Here is a 15833-nt window from a genome sequence, read left to right on the forward strand (position 1 = left end):
GACTCCTATCGGCTGGGCTCCACGGGGAAGCCTTCAGCATTCATTTTCTTGAGCAATTCCTGCCAGCGTGACAGCCGCTTGGCATCCCCCACCTGCTTGCCGCCACCGCTGCCGGCCAGCCACAGGCCCTCGGCATTGAAGGCGTAGACCGGCATCAGGTCGGTGCGCTGGTCGGCGGGCCGGATGATGCCGACCAGGTTGTCCAGCACCAGCGGCATGGCGCCCGGGGATGCGTAGTAGGTGAGCACCATGTGCGCCTGGTTCAGGCGCAGCGCCTTGACGTAGGTGATGCGCAGCTTCTCGCTGGGCACGCCGAGCCGGCGCAGGCTGAAGTACTTGGCGATGGCGAAATCCTCGCAGTCCCCGGCGCCGATACGCAGGGCCTGTACCGGAGTCGCCCAGTAATCGGTTTCGCCCCAGAGTTCGCGGTCGTCGCGAAAGCGCAATTTGGCGTTGAAGAAGCGGTTCACCTCTTCCAGCTGCGTCTTCTCGTCGGCACCGGCAAGGCGTCCCAGGGTCGCCTGCCAGTCATCGATTCGCTGCTTGCCGGGGCCAAGGGGGCCGTAGAGGTTTTCGGCGCGGCGGCTGATCAGGGTGAAGTCCCAGTCCGCCTGCAATGCGCCGGCCAGCAATGCCGCCAGCAACGCCAGCGCCAGGGCCGGCCTCCGCCGTCCCCGCCACGCACGCCAGGCCTGCACGCTACCTCGGACCATCCGCCATCCCGTCTCGGAGGCCTCCGGGCCCCATGGAACACGGCGCGAATGGTGCGGGCTGTACCGGAAAAAAACAATGGCATTCTGCCGCCATGCAACAGGCGGCAGCCTACTGGAACGCAGGGTGGGGTCAGGCGCAGCGCAGCCCAGCGAGGGGTTCAGTGCATCGCTGGGCTGGCGGCCGGTCAGCGCAAGGTCAAGGCAATGGGGGTTTCCTCGAAGTCGAAGCAACCGAGGAAAGTCTTGATGTCCAGCAGATTGCCGTCCACCTTCACGTCACCCAGCAGGGCACCCTTGAGCAAGCCGTTCTCGCCGCTGATGACGGTATCGAGATAGGTTTTGTCGAAGGTCAGCTTGAGCGTGGTGCCTTCAGGAATGCCCTTGTGCAGCTCGGCCACGCCACGGCGAACTTCCAGCGCCCACTCTTCCTCGATGTCGGGGAAGACGAAGCCCAGGGTCAGGTTCACGTCGGCGCTCTTTTCCGGGTCCAGGCGGGTTACCCAGTTCTGCAGGAAGATCCGCGCCGGCAGATTCTTCAGCATGTCCGGCGAGAGGAAGGCATTGCGCATGGCCTGGGACAGCTGCAGAGCGGCGTCGCCATCCAGCTTGCCCTCCAGCTCCATGGCGCTCATCAGATACCAGTTGCGCCAGTTGATGTTCATGCTGGCGTAGCCCAGGCGGCGGAAGCTGCGTGCCTTGATCTCGCGGGCCAGCTGGTCGTCGTGGTCGATGCGGATGGCGTAGCCCGCCAGTTCGGCGGCCCACTGGTAGTCGCCCTTGAGGTAGGCGTCGCCAGCGGCCAGCAGCACCTTCTCGCGTCCGCCCATCAGCTCCACCAGGCGTTTGGCCTTTTCCACGGGCGGGACTGGGTCGAGGTCCACCGGATCACCCTGGAACCAGCCAAGGTAGCCCTGGTAGATCTGCCGCACGCTGTGCTTCACGGTGCCGTAGTACTCACGCAGGTAGGGCGTATAGCCGGCCAGATAAGGCGGTAGCTGGACCTTTTCCACCAACTCGTCGGGCGTCAGGCCCTTGTTCATCCAGCGCACGGTCTGGTCATGGACATAGGCGATGGCGTCGCGGGTCATGCGCAGCACGTCCTCCACCTTGTCCTTGCCGCTCACCGGCTGGCCGTGCAGCGGAACCATGTAGTCGGCCTGGTAGGCGCGTAGCTTGTCGAGGCTGTTCACCCACACCACCGGGTCGCGGAACTTGGTGCCGCGCAGGGTATGGATGTTCGGCAGGGTCGGGCCCTGGGTGACCTCGGCACTGATCAGCACCCTGTTCTGCGGCAGGAACAGCACGATCTCATCCGGCGCCTCGCTGGGCACGTGGAGGAACTCCACCGGCAGCCCGGCAATGGTGGTGTCCAGCTTGTCCTTGAAGGTGATGGTGGGGGCAATGAAGGTGGACTTGCCTTCATGGGCCAGGGGGCCGAGGCCGGCGTTCATGTCCTGCTTGTCGGCGTCCGGCAGCGCCACGCCGAAGCTGTAGCCCGAGCGCATGCCGAGGATCGGGCCGACCAGCGCGCCCTGGGTCACCACGTTATCCAGCAGGGTTTCCTGGGCGTAGATCTGCACCTCGCCCGACCTCACCTGCTCCTCGCTGACAAAACCCTTCACGCCGTTGATGTGGTCCGGGTGGAAGTGGGTGTAGACGATGGCCTTGATCGGCTTGTCGCTGACCTTGCGGAACTCCGCGAGCACCTTGCGCGACTGCTCGGCCGACTCGCCGGTGTCGACGATGATCAGCCCTTCCGGGGCCACGATCATCACGCTGTTGGCGAGGTTCCAGCCCACCGCCGAGTACACGTTGTCGGCGACTTTGTAGACCTTCTCGTCGAAGTGCCGGGTGTGCTCGGCGAGTTCGGCGTTGATGCTCGGCTCGATGGATTCTTCCGGCAGTGCGGCGGCGCCCAGGGGCAGCGCGGCGGCCAGGAGCAGGCCGCTGAAGCGGGTAGTGATACGCATGGTTCGCTCGGGATTGTTGTTATTGGCCGAGACAGGCTGTCAGGCGCCTGTTAATAATTCCAATGCATTCTTTTCCATAACTCGATGCATGGCACGCATGAACGACCTTCGCCAGCTCCGCCATTTCGTCGCCCTCGCCGAGCACGGCCACTTCGCCCGCGCGGCGGCAGCGGTGAATCTCAGCCAGCCCGCCCTCAGCCGCAGCATCCAGGCGCTGGAGGCCAGCCTGGGTTGCAGCCTGCTGGACCGGGCACCCCGCCAGATCAGCCTGACCGCCCACGGCCGGCTGGTGCTGGAACATGCCCGGCGCCTGCTGGACGGCAGCCGCGCCCTGCACAGTGCGGTGACCCAGCTGGACAATCTCGACAGCGGCGAACTGCGCCTGGGCGCCGGCCCCTACCCCGCCGCGCGCCTGGTGCCCCGAGCCCTCGGACGATTCGCCAGCCACCATCCCGGAGTTCGCGTGCAACTCACCCTGGAGAACTGGCACAGCCTGCGCCAACGCCTGCTGGACGACGCCATCGAGCTGTTCGTCGCCGACATCCGCGAACTCGAAGGCGATCCCCTGCTGGACATCATTCCCCTGCGCCGCCATCCCGGCACCCTGTTCTGCCGGCCCGGCCATCCCTTGCTGGCGCAGGACCGGCTGCAACTGACCGACCTGGCCCGCTACGCCCTGGCGGGTACCCAATTGCCGGTGGAAGTGGCAAGGGCCATCGGTGAGCTTGCCGGCAACGAAAAACCGCTGGCGATCGAGTGCGACAACTTCATGGTGCTGAAGGCGGTAGTCGCCGGGAGTGATGTGGTCAGCATGGCGCCGTGGGACGTGGTGGCCGAGGACATACAGGCCGGGCGCCTGGCGCTGCTGCAGATCCCGGCAGGCACCGAAACCTCATCGGCCTATGGCGTCGTCAGCCATGCCGCGCGCAGCCTGTCTCCGGCTGCGCGGGCGGTGAGGGAGTTGTTGCTGGAAGAGGACCGGGACTTCTCCGCCGTCTAGCGGCGATTCTTCAGCGACCAGTCACTGCGATTGTTGTAGCGCGGATTGTGCGGCCGTGCCTCGTAGCCCGGCTCTACCCGGTACTGCTGGCGAACGCTGTGCTGCTGATGCTTGCGTTGCGAATAGTTGGGCTGCTGATAGTTGGGCTTGCGATAGTTCTGCTGCCGATAACCCGACTCGCGGTAGCCCGGCTGCACGTTGTTCCGGCCCCAAGTCTGCAGACGCGGCGTGTAGTCGTGGCGGCGTTCCTGGAAGTTGTCATGGGGTTGCTGGTAATAGCGCCGCTGGTGCTGGAACTTGCGGTCCTTGTCGTGGAAGCGCTTGTCGGACTTGTAGTAGTTCTTGCGGCCGTCGTAGTCGCGACGGTCGTAATAGCGGCGATCGTAATACCGGTCGTTGTCACGATGATCGACGATGTAATAGTTCCGCTTCGGCACGTCGTAATGGTTTCGATGCACCGGGTAACCGTCGTCGTAATAGCGGCGACCGTAGTAATCATTGTCGTAGTCATAGACGGCACAACCGCCCAGGGCCAGGCTCAGTACAGCAAGGAAGAATGATCGGCAGGACATGGCGGCCTCCTTCGACCGCTAGGGACGGCGCAGACAAATGTCAGCGACTGGGATTTCTCCCACTGCGTTGGACAGCGCGTCCTACAGAACAGCACGCGACATCTGTCGGAAAAGTCCGTTTCCAATTGTTGCGCGCAGTGGAAAACCACACCGCCAGCGGCCCCTGGCAGGTGCAGGTACCCGCGTGAAAGCCGAGAAATGGGGCTGCTCCCCTGCGGAAATACTCGGTGCTCATTGCCGCCCCCCTTCCGCAGCCCTACAGTTTCTAGCGGCACCGCACGCAAAAGGACCCGCAATGCCGCTGCTCAGCCGCGACCAGGCACAACGCCGCGCCGACGATATCCAGGCCTTCTACCGGGAGGTGGAGCGCCTGCACGAAGAACAGGCCCTGCGGCTTTCCGCCGAACAGATCGACCAGCTGGGCGCGCACCATCGCCAGTTGCTGGCGGACTATCGCAACAGCTTCGACATCGACCCGGATGCCCAGGCCCGGCGCCTCTCCCTCGGCATGCGCATCGCCTCCCTGCTGGGTGCCCTGGCGCTGGCGGCCAGCCTGTTGTTCTTCTTCTATCAGTTCTGGGGCCTGTTCCCGGAAACCGCCCAGGTGGGCATCCTCGCCGGCTTCTCGGTGGGCAGCCTGCTGCTGACGCTGCTGCTGCGCCAACGCGACCCGTCCGGCTATTTCGCCAGGCTGGCGGCGGTCCTGGCCTTTGCCTGCTTCGTGCTCAACGTGAGCATGCTCGGGCAGATCTTCAACATCACCCCCAGCGACAAGGCGCTGCTGCCCTGGGCGGCTTACGCCCTGCTGCTGGCCTATGCCTGCGAGGTGCGACTGCTGCTGGCGGCCGGGCTGGCCTGCGGCATGGCTTTCATCGCCACCCGGCTGACGAGCTGGAGCGGGCTCTACTGGCTGGACTGCGTCGAACGCCCGGAACATCTGTTGCCGGCCGGATTGCTGATCTTCCTGGTGCCGCAGTTCATTTCCCAGGCGCGCCATGGCGGTTTCGCCGCCATCTACCGGGTAATGGGCCTGCTCGGGCTGTTCGTGCCGCTGCTGGTACTGGCCAACTGGGCGGCAGGCAGCTATCTGCCCTGGCCACGGGAGCTGGTGGAAGGCTTCTACCAGATCATGGGATTCACCGGCGCGGCGCTGGCCATCTGGCTCGGCAATCGTCGCGACTGGCCTGAAGTGATGCATACCGGCCTGCTGTTCTTCGTTCTCTTCCTCTTCATCAAGCTGTTCGACTGGTGGTGGGAGGCCATGCCGAAGTACCTGTTCTTCCTTGTCCTGGGACTGGTTGCCGTGCTCATCCTGCTGGTGCTCGGCCGCCTGCGCCGCGCCCACAAGGGGGGACGCCACCCATGAAAGCCCGCGTTGCCCTGCTCGGTGGCCTGGTGCTGATCGGCCTGACCAACGCCATCGCCCTGGGTGGCGTCTGGTTCAACCGCAATGGCGAACCGGACAGCCGCCTGCTGCTTTCCGAACGCGAACTGCGCCGTGACCACGACTGGACCCTGCGCGAAAACAGCGGCCTGGCCCTGCGCCTGGACTGGCGGCTCCCCAGCGACCCAAAGAGTGGCGACCGCTACCAGCGCCTGCCGCTCGATGAAACCAGGCTGCAGCAACTGGGCTTCACCGCTGATGATCGCCAAGGGCTGCATGTCGATCACCGCAACCGCGAGGTGCTTGTGGTACTCGAACTGGACGGCCCCGCGCGCAAGGCGGAACTGGAGCGCGCCCGGCAGCGCTTGAAGGAGGCCGAAGGCGAATTGCGCGCAAAGCCCTCGGACCAGCGCAAGCAGGACGCCGAACGCGCCGCCCGCGGCTATCTTGAGCAGGAGGAAAAGCGCGAAAGCCGCCTGTTCGCCGTGGACGTGGGGCTGGACCATGAAGTCCTGCGCCAGCGTTACCCCGATCGCAGCCGCTATGCCATCGTGCCGGGCAGCGTCAGCGCCTGGATTCGCGATGGACGCCTTACCGGCCAAATCAGCAGTCTACGCATCAGCGAAATCAACGTGCCCCATGCCTGGCGCGAAACACTGGGCAAAGAACTGGCACGCGATCGCAACGGAGAATCGCCGCCACGCTTCCAACTCTGGATGAGCTTTGGCCAACGCCTTGAACCCTGGATCGATTCGGCGCCCGAACTTCAGCGCCGCAACCGTCAAGGAACGCCCGACGCCGCCGATAGCCCGGCGCCAAACAACCTTCCGTGACGCCTGTATCACTGCACGCTAGCATTGCGCCACCCAACCGAGGCCACGTTGTCCAATGCCGCTGAAAGAACACGCCAAGCAAAGCCACCGCCTGCTGGTCATCACACTGGTACTGCTGCTTGGCTGCGGTTTCCTGGCCACCTCGCTGGTCAGCTACCAGGCATCGCTCAAGACCATTCGCAACACCATCATCAACACCGAGCTGCCGCTGACTTCAGACAACGTCTACTCGGAAATCCAGAAGGATCTGGTCCGGCCCATCCTGATCGCCTCGATGATGAGCCGCGACACCTTCCTGCGCGACTGGGTGATGCAAGGCGAGAAGAATGCCGAGTCCATGACCCGCTACTTGAGCGAAGTGCAGGAGCACTACGGCGCCTTCACTTCCTTCTTCATTTCCGACCGCACCCTCACCTACTACCAGACCAAGGGCGTGCTCAAGCAGGTGAACCCGAAGGAACCACGGGACATCTGGTACTTCCGCGTGCGCGACATGAAGGAGCCCTACGAGATCAATGTCGATGTGGACATGGCCAACCAGGACCGGCTGACCATCTTCATCAACTACAAGGTGTTCGATTACGACGGCCAGTTTCTCGGCGCCACCGGCGTCGGCCTGACGGTAGACGCGGTGATCAAACTGATCGACGAATACCAGCGCCGCTACGATCGCAGCGTGTACTTCGTCGACACCACCGGGCGCATCGTCCTCACTGGCGCGGACGGTGGACCGCAGGGGGCACGGGTCGGCCAGACGCTGGCCGAGGTGCCGGGGCTGGAGGACCTGCAGGCGAGACTGGGACGCCCGCAGACGGGCAAGTTCGCCTATAACGAACGCGGTCGCGACCACTACCTGAACGTGCGCTACATCCCCGAACTGGACTGGTACCTGTTCGTCGACAAGCATGAGGGAGGCCTGCTCGCGAGCCTGCGCAACACGCTCTACCTCAACTTGCTGATCTGCCTGCTGGTGACCGCCATCGTATTGGTGCTGGTGATTCGCCTGATGCGCCGCTACCAGCACAGCATCGCCGCCCTGGCCACCACCGATAGCCTGACCGGCCTGCCCAACCGCCGCGGCTTCGAACTGCTCGCCGGCCAGGCGCTGCAGGAAGCCCGCCGCGACCGCAAGCCGCTGGCGGCGCTGCTGCTGGACCTGGACCACTTCAAACTGCTCAACGACACCTACGGCCACCAGGCCGGCGACCTGGTGTTGAAGGGTTTTGCCCAGAACCTGCGCGACAGCCTGCGCCAGTCGGACATCATCTGCCGCTGGGGTGGCGAGGAGTTCATCATCCTGCTGAAGGATACGGGCAACGCCACCGCTCGCCAGCTTGCGGAGAAAGTCCGTGGCGAAGTGGCCGCGAAACGCTATCCCTTCAAAGGGGTGAACCTGCAGGCGACCACCAGCATCGGCCTGGCCGAGATGCACCCGGACGATTCCCTCGACAGCCTGATCGGCCGCGCCGACCGGGGCCTGTATCGTGCCAAGCAGTCAGGGCGCAATTGCGTGTGCGTGGAGCCGTCCGGCAACCACGACGCGTTGTGATGCTGTAAGGGTCTGAAGGCCCGCACGGACAGCCCCCTCTCCCGCTGGCGGGGCGAAGAGGCGCGCTTTTGGAAGCACTGCTTCCGGCGCCTCTGAGCGACAGAACGCGAAACGTTCTGGCCGGGGCGCAAAGTGGGGTTGGGGAGAGGGCAACTGCTTGGGCCGGGCGGCGTTCCACTTCAGCCCATCCACTGCACCTCAGGCCAGCAGCGCCACCGACTTGATCTGCGCCCAGATCGACTGCCCCGGACAGAGGCCCAACTGGTCACGGGAAAAGCGGGTAATGCGCGCCAGCATGGGCACGCCCTCCACATCGAGGCGTACCAGAACATGGGCCGGATTGGCGGCCGGAAACTCTTCCACCACCCGCGCCGGGAGCAGATTGAGGATGCTGCTGTCGCGCTGTTTCTCCAGGCTCAGGCTGACGTCCCGCGCCAGCACCCGGAAGCGCAGCGCACGGCCTTCGGCAACCGGAGAATGGGCCACCCGCACGCTCAGCGAGCTGCCGGGCAGCGCCAGGGTCAGCAACTGGTAGCGCGGATCGAATCCCTGTACGCGGCCTTCGATCACCACGCCCGCGTCGTCTTCCTGGGCGATGGGCAGGTCGAGGCGCGACAGGGTCTGGTCGAGCGGTCCGCTGGCCAGCACCCGGCCGTTGTCCAGCAACACCAGGTGATCGGCCAGGCGCGCCACTTCATCGGGCGAATGACTGACGTAGAGCAGCGGAATATCCAGTTCGTCATGCAGGCGCTCCAGATAGGGGAGGATTTCACCCTTGCGCTTGAGATCCAGCGCCGCCAGGGGTTCGTCCATCAGCAGCAGGCGCGGGCTGGTCAGCAGGGCGCGGGCGATGCCGACGCGCTGGCGTTCGCCGCCGGACAGGCGGCCCGGCATGCGTTCCAGCAGATGACTGATACCCAGCAATTCCACCGCGTGGTCCAGTTCCACCCGGCGATCCTGCGCGGGAATACGCCGCTTGCCGAACTCCAGGTTGCGTCGCACCGAGAGGTGTTCGAACAGGCTGGCCTCCTGGAACACATAGCCCAGCGGCCGCTTGTGGGTGGCTAGGAAATGGCCCCGGGCGCTGTCCTGCCAGATTTCGCCATTCACCTCCAGGAAGCCTTCGGCGGCCCGTTCCAGGCCGGCGATGCAGCGCAGGAGGCTGGTCTTGCCCGAACCGGAATGGCCGAACAGGGCGCTGACGCCGCGCCCCGGCAGGAGCAGATCAGCCTCCAGGAGGAAGTCGGGGTGGCGCAGGTTGAAGCGCGCGCGAATCTGTTGCATGGCTCAGCTCCAACCAGGTTTCAGGCGTCGGCTGGTGTTCAGTGCCAGCAGGATGAGGAAGGAGAACAGCAGCATGCCACCAGCCAGCCAATGGGCCTGGGCGTATTCCATGGCTTCGACGTGATCGAAGATCTGCACCGAGACCACACGGGTCTTCTCCGGGATGTTGCCGCCGATCATCAGCACCACGCCGAACTCGCCCACGGTGTGGGCGAAGCCGAGGATCGAGGCGGTGACGAAGCCCGGTCTGGCCAGGGGCAGCACCACCGAGAAGAAGGTGTCCCAGGGGCTTGCGCGCAGGGTCGCAGCCACCTCCAGCGGACGCGCGCCGATGGCGGTGAAGGCGTTCTGCAGGGGTTGCACCACGAAGGGCATGGAATAGATCACCGACCCCACGACGAGGCCGGCGAAGGTGAAAGGCAAGGTGCCCAGGCCAAGGCTCTGGGTGAACTGGCCGATGAAGCCGTGGGGCCCCATGCTCACCAGCAGATAGAAGCCGATGACAGTGGGCGGCAGCACCAGCGGCAGGGCGACCACGGCCGCCACCGGCCCTTTCAGGCGAGAACGGGTGCGTGCCAGCCACCAGGCGATGGGCGTACCCACCACGAGCAGGAGCACAGTGGTCAGGGTCGCCAGTTCGAGAGTCAGCCAGATGGCGGCCAGGTCGGTGCGGTCGAGGGGGAAGCTCATGGGGTGGCCGAATGCTCAGTTTTCGCTGTGTAGTGAACTATATAGCGAAGCCCGACGACCGGCCAGAATCAGGACGTCGCCCCCGGTGCAGGAAGCCGGAACGATCGCCGCGCCCCGGCTTCACCCCGGCCTTGAACGTCAGTCGTTGCGCGAGGGGGACAGCAGTTCGATCTTGTAACCGTCGGGGTCTTCCACAAAGGCCAGGATACTGGTGCCATGCTTCATCGGCCCCGGCTCGCGGGTGATCTTGCCACCGCGGGCACGGATGTCTTCGCAGGCCTTGTAGACATCGTCCACTTCCAGGGCAATGTGGCCGTAGGCGTTGCCCAGATCGTACTTGTCCACACCCCAGTTGTAGGTCAGCTCGATCACACTGTTGTGGGCCTCGTCGCCGTAGCCGACGAATGCGAGGGTGAACTGGCCGTCCGGGTAGTCCTTGCGGCGCAGCAGGGTCATGCCCAGCACTTCGGTGTAGAAGGCGATGGATTTGTCCAGGTCGCCAACTCGCAGCATGGTATGCAGCAGTCTCATCAGGTTTTTCCTCTTCTAGAAAAGCAGAACCCCGGCTCGTGGCCGGGGTTCGTCTGGCACAGGCGTTCAGCTTATCAGAACAGCTTGCGACCCTTGCCAGCGGCGATGCGCATGCGCAGGGCGTTGAGCTTGATGAAGCCAGCAGCGTCAGCCTGGTTGTAGGCGCCGGCATCGTCCTCGAAGGTGGCGATGTTGGCGTCGAACAGGGAGTCGTCGGACTTGCGGCCGACCACGATGACGTTGCCCTTGTACAGCTTCAGGCGTACCACGCCGTTCACGTTGACCTGGGAGGCGTCGATCATCTGCTGCAGCATCAGACGCTCCGGGCTCCACCAGTAGCCGGTATAGATCAGGCTGGCGTACTTGGGCATCAGCTCGTCTTTCAGGTGGGCCACTTCGCGGTCCAGGGTGATGGACTCGATGGCGCGGTGGGCCTTGAGCATGATGGTGCCGCCGGGGGTCTCGTAGCAGCCGCGGGATTTCATGCCGACATAGCGGTTCTCGACGATGTCGAGGCGGCCGATGCCGTTCTCGCCGCCGATGCGGTTCAGCTCGGTCAGCACCTGCGCCGGGGTCATGTCCTTGCCGTCGATGGCGACGATGTCGCCCGCGCGGTAGGTCAGCTCGATGTAGGTCGGGGTATTCGGTGCGGCTTCCGGGGACTTGGTCCAGCGCCACATGTCCTCTTCGTGCTCGGTCCAGGTGTCTTCCAGCACGCCGCCCTCATAGGAGATGTGCAGCAGGTTGGCATCCATGGAATACGGGGACTTCTTCTTGCCGTGGCGCTCGATCGGGATACCGTGCTTCTCGGCGTAGTCCATCAGCTTCTCGCGGGACAGCAGGTCCCACTCGCGCCAGGGGGCGATCACTTTCACGCCCGGCTTGAGGGCGTAGGCGCCCAGCTCGAAGCGCACCTGGTCGTTGCCCTTGCCGGTGGCGCCGTGGGAGATGGCGTCGGCGCCGGTCTCGTTGGCGATTTCGATCAGGCGCTTGGCGATCAGCGGACGGGCGATGGAGGTACCCAGCAGGTACTCGCCTTCATAGATGGTGTTGGCGCGGAACATCGGGAATACGAAGTCGCGAACGAATTCTTCGCGCAGGTCATCGATGTAGATTTCCTTGACGCCCAATGCCTGAGCCTTGGCGCGGGCCGGTTCGACCTCCTCGCCCTGGCCGAGGTCGGCGGTGAAGGTCACCACTTCACAGTTATAGGTATCTTGCAGCCACTTGAGGATCACCGAGGTGTCCAGGCCACCGGAATAAGCCAGGACAACCTTCTTCACGTCCGCCATGCCATCAACTCCACGGGGGTTGTACGAAAAACCCGTGATTCTACTGACCCTGGCGGCCAAATTACAGTGTCGCGACAGCTTATGACGACGAGGCGACAGTTTCTGTCAGCCGCGCGACGAACGGCGGGATCACGACCCGGTTCGCGGCGAGGGATTGGCAGCAGCGCCCTGGACACCAGGCCCGCTGGCCGGTGCGGCCGGCGCCTCCGCCGGAGCCGGGGCTGGCGCTGCATCCGGCGCGGCGGCAGGCGCTTCCACGGGCAGGTCGACGCGGGACAGCTGCACAGTGGCGCGACGGTTCTTCGCCCGGTTGGCCGGGCTGTTGTTCGGCGCCAACGGGTAACGCTCACCATGGAAACGCATGACCATCTGTGCTTCGGGGAAGCCATTGGCCTTGAAGTAGTCGAACACCGCCAGGGCGCGGCGGCGCGACAGGTCGCGGTTGGTCAGACGGTTGCCGCTGTTGTCGGAGTGACCGTCGATTTCGATGTGATTGACGCTGGGATCGGCCTTGATGAAGTCGAGCATGATTTCCAGCTTCGCCCGCGCCATCTCGTCGAGCTCCATGCCACCGCCCGGAAAGCCGACCTGCACATGCTTGACCTGGTCGAAGTTCACCGGCAGCAGCTTGGCGGTGCAGGCCAGGTAATCCTCGTAGGCCTGGCTGAACTTCACCGGCAGCAGGCGCACCTCCATGACATCGCCGCCCTGCAGGGTGCGGTGACGAACCAGCGGGCTGCGCCCTTCCAGCAGGCCGGTGAGCAGACGCCCGGCCTGCTGCTGGGAACTGTTGAACGGCACTTCACCGCCGCCGACGCTGACCACACCGAGGTTGATGTCTCCCCTCCCCGGTTGCCAAGGCGCCGCCGCCGCCAGCAGCGTCGCCGAGCCGGCGCCCATCCAGCGCTCGCGCGCCTGCAGGCGGAAGGTGGCCTGCTCGCCGGCGCGGCGCACGAATTCCCCCGCACCGAAACCGGTGATGGGCTGCGACAGGCGGCATTCGAACTTGTCCCCCTCGACTTTCCACTCCACCTTCTCCAGGCGCGTCTGGAAAGTAATGGCCATGGCCGGCAGGCTGGCGAACAAGCTCAGGAAGACGAGATAGCGCTGGCGCACGGCGGGCTCCACGGGGAATTGCGGCGTTCCTGCTGGATATCGGTGCCAGGCGGAAAAACTTGAGCACGGATTTGCCTGCGAGGCTGCCGCCGGCTCCTGCCCTGCGTGCCCCGGAAGGGCTTTTCCGGTAGCATGGCGGCCCAGTTCTGCCCGCCTGGAAACCCCTCATGTCCGACCGTTTGACCCTCCTGCGTCCCGACGACTGGCACATCCATCTGCGCGATGGTGCCGTGCTGGCCCATACCGTCGCCGATGCCGCCCGCACCTTCGGCCGCGCCATCATCATGCCCAACCTGGTGCCCCCGGTGCGCAATGCCGAAGAAGCCGACGCCTATCGCCAGCGCATCCTCGCTGCCCGTCCGGCCGGCAGCCGCTTCGAGCCGCTGATGGTGCTCTACCTCACCGATCGCACCACCGCGGAAGACATCCGCGCGGCCAAGGCTTCCGGCTTCGTCCACGCCGCCAAGCTCTACCCGGCCGGCGCCACCACCAACTCGGACTCCGGCGTCACCAGCATCGACAAGATCTTCCCGACCCTCGAAGCCATGGCCGAAGTGGGCATGCTGCTGCTGGTCCACGGTGAAGTGACCCGTGGCGAGATCGACGTGTTCGACCGCGAGAAGGTGTTCATCGACGAGCACCTGTCCCGCGTGGTCCAGCGCTTCCCGACCCTGAAGCTGGTGTTCGAGCACATCACCACCGGCGATGCGGTGCAGTTCGTGCAGTCGGCCCCGGCCAACGTCGGCGCCACCATCACCGCCCATCACCTGCTGTACAACCGCAACCACATGCTGGTCGGCGGCATTCGCCCACACTTCTATTGCCTGCCGATCCTCAAGCGCAACGTGCACCAGGAAGCCCTGCTGGACGCCGCCACCAGCGGTAGCGCCAAGTTCTTCCTCGGCACCGACTCGGCGCCCCACGCCAAGCACGCCAAGGAAGCCGCCTGCGGCTGCGCCGGCTGCTACAGCGCCTATGCGGCCATCGAGCTGTACGCCGAAGCCTTCGAACAGCGCAATGCACTGGACAAGCTCGAGGCCTTCGCCAGCTGCAACGGGCCGGACTTCTACGGTCTGCCGCGCAACACCGACCGCATCACCCTGGTGCGCGAGGAATGGACCGCCCCGGCCACCCTGCCGCTGGGCGAGCAGGCCGTAGTACCGCTGCGCGCCGGCGAGAAACTGCGCTGGCGTCTGCTGGAGGAGCAAGCGTGAGCGAAGACCTTTACGACGACGAACTGGACGGCAGCCTGCCGTCCGGCCCGCGCCACCCGATGGCGGCGCGCTTCCGTGGCTACCTGCCGGTCGTGGTGGACGTGGAAACCGGCGGATTCAACGCCGCCACCGACGCCCTGCTGGAAATCGCGGCGACCACCGTCGCCATGGATGAACAGGGCTTCCTCTATCCGGACCACACTCACTTCTTCCGCATCGAGCCGTTCGAAGGCGCCAACATCGAACAGGCTGCGCTGGAGTTCACCGGGATCAAGCTGGACCACCCGCTGCGCATGGCGGTGAGCGAGGAACACGCGCTGACGGAAATCTTCCGCGGCCTGCGCAAGTCGATCAAAGCCAACGGCTGCAAACGCGCCATCCTGGTCGGCCACAACGCCAGCTTCGACCTCGGCTTCCTCAATGCCGCGGTGAACCGGACCGGCATCAAGCGCAATCCCTTCCACCCCTTCTCCAGCTTCGACACCGCGACGCTTGCCGGCCTCGCCTACGGCCAGACCGTACTGGCCAAGGCCTGCCAGGCCGCCGGCATCGACTTCGACGGCCGCGAAGCACACTCGGCGCGTTACGACACCGAGAAGACCGCCGAGCTGTTCTGCGGCATCGTCAACCGCTGGAAGGAGATGGGCGGCTGGATCGACGACGAGGAATGACCTCGAACGTCACTCGCAGGAGCCAGACACAAAAAAGCCCCGGCAATCGCCGGGGCTTTTTTGTGCCTGGGGGCCGTAGCCTGAGTCACGATCTCGCGAGCTAGAGAAGAGCAAGGCGAAAATGGCCGAGGACGCGGAGTTTACGAGCTGTAAATGAGCAGCCCGAGGCCATTTTCAACGCAGCTATTCCGACGCGCAGCAGATCGTGGCCAGGCTCTTACAGGCTGGAAGCGTTTTCAGCCAGGTACTTGGCAACACCTTCCGGAGAAGCGGTCATGCCCTTGTCACCCTTCTTCCAGTTGGCCGGGCAGACTTCGCCGTGCTCTTCGGTGAACTGCAGGGCGTCAACCAGACGCAGCAGCTCGTCCATGTTACGGCCCAGCGGCAGGTCGTTGACGATCTGGGAACGCACGATGCCGTTCTTGTCGATCAGGAAGGCGCCACGGTAAGCCACGCCACCTTCGGACTCGACGTCGTAGGCCTTGGCGATTTCGTGCTTCATGTCGGCAGCCAGGGTGTACTTGACCGGGCCGATGCCGCCCTTGTCCACCGGGGTGTTACGCCAGGCGTTGTGGGTGAAGTGGGAGTCGATGGACACGCCGATCACTTCCACGCCGCGAGCCTGGAACTCGGGGATGCGGTGGTCCAGGGCGATCAGCTCGGACGGGCAAACGAAAGTGAAGTCCAGCGGGTAGAAGAACACCAGGCCGTATTTGCCCTTGATGGCTTCGGACAGGGTGAAGCTGTCAACGATTTCGCCATTGCCCAGAACGGCGGCGACGGTGAAGTCCGGAGCCTGCTTGCCTACGAGAACGCTCATTCCATGTCTCCTGAGTTGTCATGAGTAATCAGTGGGGCCGGGGTCACAGCCTGGCCGACCAATGTGGCGGCGCCATGACACCCGCTTCCAAAAGGACGGGCAATAATACACTCGGTAGGGAGCCCCGCCCACCGCTTTCGACTAGCGGGTCAATGTCGGCGGATGGCCATCCGCGAGCGCGGAAAGGCCTCTGG

Annotated in this window: 15 protein-coding genes; 6 read left to right on the forward strand and 9 right to left on the reverse strand. The window is 64.7% G+C overall.

Annotated features, from left to right (window positions below; all coding sequences use genetic code 11):
• Positions 1-5: 5 nt before the first annotated feature.
• Positions 6-713, reverse strand: coding sequence for a cysteine protease LapG (gene lapG / locus ACFW0B_RS13350; RefSeq protein ID WP_449148859.1), 708 nt, complete (start codon positions 711-713; stop codon positions 6-8).
• Between the two features lie 185 nt (positions 714-898).
• Positions 899-2683, reverse strand: a complete 1785-nt coding sequence (locus tag ACFW0B_RS13355) for an alkyl/aryl-sulfatase (protein WP_449148861.1) — start codon at positions 2681-2683, stop codon at positions 899-901.
• A 97-nt stretch (positions 2684-2780) separates the two neighbouring features.
• On the opposite strand from ACFW0B_RS13355, the gene ACFW0B_RS13360 reads away from it, so the two are divergent.
• Entirely contained in the window at positions 2781-3683 is a 903-nt protein-coding gene (locus ACFW0B_RS13360; RefSeq protein ID WP_449148863.1) for a LysR family transcriptional regulator, read from the forward strand.
• On the opposite strand, the gene ACFW0B_RS13365 is transcribed toward ACFW0B_RS13360, so the two are convergent.
• Positions 3680-4255, reverse strand: a complete 576-nt coding sequence (locus tag ACFW0B_RS13365; protein WP_449148865.1) for a hypothetical protein — start codon at positions 4253-4255, stop codon at positions 3680-3682. The two genes, ACFW0B_RS13360 and ACFW0B_RS13365, sit on opposite strands and share 4 nt — an antisense overlap.
• A gap of 295 nt (positions 4256-4550) precedes the next feature.
• Here ACFW0B_RS13365 and ACFW0B_RS13370 point away from each other — a divergent pair, with 295 nt between their 5' ends.
• From ACFW0B_RS13370 to ACFW0B_RS13380, 3 genes are read left to right on the forward strand one after another with little or no spacing between them, the layout of a single operon-like run.
• The gene (locus ACFW0B_RS13370) at positions 4551-5621 is read left to right on the forward strand and encodes a DUF2157 domain-containing protein (protein ID WP_449148867.1); all 1071 of its coding nucleotides are present in this window, start codon (positions 4551-4553) and stop codon (positions 5619-5621) included.
• Positions 5618-6472, forward strand: a complete 855-nt coding sequence (locus ACFW0B_RS13375) for a DUF4824 family protein (protein ID WP_449148869.1) — start codon at positions 5618-5620, stop codon at positions 6470-6472. The genes ACFW0B_RS13370 and ACFW0B_RS13375 overlap by 4 nt, the downstream gene beginning before the upstream one ends.
• A 55-nt stretch (positions 6473-6527) precedes the next feature.
• A complete protein-coding gene (locus ACFW0B_RS13380; RefSeq protein WP_449148871.1) occupies positions 6528-8021 on the forward strand; it encodes a sensor domain-containing diguanylate cyclase in 1494 nt (497 codons plus the stop codon).
• Between the two features lie 198 nt (positions 8022-8219).
• Here ACFW0B_RS13380 and modC read toward each other — a convergent pair whose 3' ends face one another.
• From modC to ACFW0B_RS13405, 5 genes are all read right to left on the reverse strand, one after another.
• Positions 8220-9305 (reverse strand): molybdenum ABC transporter ATP-binding protein, encoded by a 1086-nt coding sequence (gene modC / locus ACFW0B_RS13385; RefSeq protein WP_449148873.1) that lies wholly within the window; start codon positions 9303-9305, stop codon positions 8220-8222.
• Between the two features lie 3 nt (positions 9306-9308).
• Positions 9309-9995 carry a molybdate ABC transporter permease subunit gene (gene modB / locus ACFW0B_RS13390; RefSeq protein WP_449148875.1) on the reverse strand — a complete coding sequence of 229 codons (687 nt, stop codon included), beginning with the start codon at positions 9993-9995 and terminating at the stop codon, positions 9309-9311.
• A gap of 138 nt (positions 9996-10133) precedes the next feature.
• The gene (gloA, locus tag ACFW0B_RS13395; RefSeq protein ID WP_449148877.1) at positions 10134-10526 is read right to left on the reverse strand and encodes a lactoylglutathione lyase; all 393 of its coding nucleotides are present in this window, start codon (positions 10524-10526) and stop codon (positions 10134-10136) included.
• A 74-nt stretch (positions 10527-10600) separates the two neighbouring features.
• On the reverse strand, positions 10601-11818 hold the full coding sequence (locus ACFW0B_RS13400; protein WP_449148879.1) for an argininosuccinate synthase: 1218 nt from the start codon (positions 11816-11818) through the stop codon (positions 10601-10603).
• A 129-nt stretch (positions 11819-11947) separates the two neighbouring features.
• Positions 11948-12934 carry a flagellar protein MotY gene (locus tag ACFW0B_RS13405; protein ID WP_449148881.1) on the reverse strand — a complete coding sequence of 329 codons (987 nt, stop codon included), beginning with the start codon at positions 12932-12934 and terminating at the stop codon, positions 11948-11950.
• 167 nt (positions 12935-13101) lie between these two features.
• On the opposite strand from ACFW0B_RS13405, the gene pyrC reads away from it, so the two are divergent.
• On the forward strand, positions 13102-14148 hold the full coding sequence (gene pyrC, locus ACFW0B_RS13410) for a dihydroorotase (RefSeq protein WP_449148883.1): 1047 nt from the start codon (positions 13102-13104) through the stop codon (positions 14146-14148).
• A complete protein-coding gene (gene rnt / locus ACFW0B_RS13415; RefSeq protein WP_449148885.1) occupies positions 14145-14819 on the forward strand; it encodes a ribonuclease T in 675 nt (224 codons plus the stop codon). Before pyrC ends, rnt begins: the two co-directional genes overlap by 4 nt.
• Positions 14820-15036: 217 nt before the next feature.
• On the opposite strand, the gene ACFW0B_RS13420 is transcribed toward rnt, so the two are convergent.
• Positions 15037-15639, reverse strand: coding sequence for a peroxiredoxin (locus ACFW0B_RS13420; protein WP_449148887.1), 603 nt, complete (start codon positions 15637-15639; stop codon positions 15037-15039).
• Positions 15640-15833: the final 194 nt, after the last annotated feature.

Source organism: Metapseudomonas phytobenefica, from assembly GCF_043392685.1.
Classification (GTDB): domain Bacteria; phylum Pseudomonadota; class Gammaproteobacteria; order Pseudomonadales; family Pseudomonadaceae; genus Metapseudomonas.

Bases quoted from the DNA above. Each gene is read 5' to 3' on its own strand.
- modC (WP_449148873.1), bottom strand. From the start codon at position 9,305: ATGCAACAGATTCGCGCGCGCTTCAACCTGCGCCACCCCGACTTCCTC.
- ACFW0B_RS13360 (WP_449148863.1), top strand. From the start codon at position 2,781: ATGAACGACCTTCGCCAGCTCCGCCATTTCGTCGCCCTCGCCGAGCAC.
- ACFW0B_RS13380 (WP_449148871.1), top strand. From the start codon at position 6,528: ATGCCGCTGAAAGAACACGCCAAGCAAAGCCACCGCCTGCTGGTCATC.
- ACFW0B_RS13355 (WP_449148861.1), bottom strand. From the start codon at position 2,683: ATGCGTATCACTACCCGCTTCAGCGGCCTGCTCCTGGCCGCCGCGCTG.
- ACFW0B_RS13370 (WP_449148867.1), top strand. From the start codon at position 4,551: ATGCCGCTGCTCAGCCGCGACCAGGCACAACGCCGCGCCGACGATATC.
- ACFW0B_RS13400 (WP_449148879.1), bottom strand. From the start codon at position 11,818: ATGGCGGACGTGAAGAAGGTTGTCCTGGCTTATTCCGGTGGCCTGGAC.
- ACFW0B_RS13375 (WP_449148869.1), top strand. From the start codon at position 5,618: ATGAAAGCCCGCGTTGCCCTGCTCGGTGGCCTGGTGCTGATCGGCCTG.
- lapG (WP_449148859.1), bottom strand. From the start codon at position 713: ATGGTCCGAGGTAGCGTGCAGGCCTGGCGTGCGTGGCGGGGACGGCGG.
- ACFW0B_RS13420 (WP_449148887.1), bottom strand. From the start codon at position 15,639: ATGAGCGTTCTCGTAGGCAAGCAGGCTCCGGACTTCACCGTCGCCGCC.
- gloA (WP_449148877.1), bottom strand. From the start codon at position 10,526: ATGAGACTGCTGCATACCATGCTGCGAGTTGGCGACCTGGACAAATCC.
- pyrC (WP_449148883.1), top strand. From the start codon at position 13,102: ATGTCCGACCGTTTGACCCTCCTGCGTCCCGACGACTGGCACATCCAT.
- ACFW0B_RS13365 (WP_449148865.1), bottom strand. From the start codon at position 4,255: ATGTCCTGCCGATCATTCTTCCTTGCTGTACTGAGCCTGGCCCTGGGC.
- modB (WP_449148875.1), bottom strand. From the start codon at position 9,995: ATGAGCTTCCCCCTCGACCGCACCGACCTGGCCGCCATCTGGCTGACT.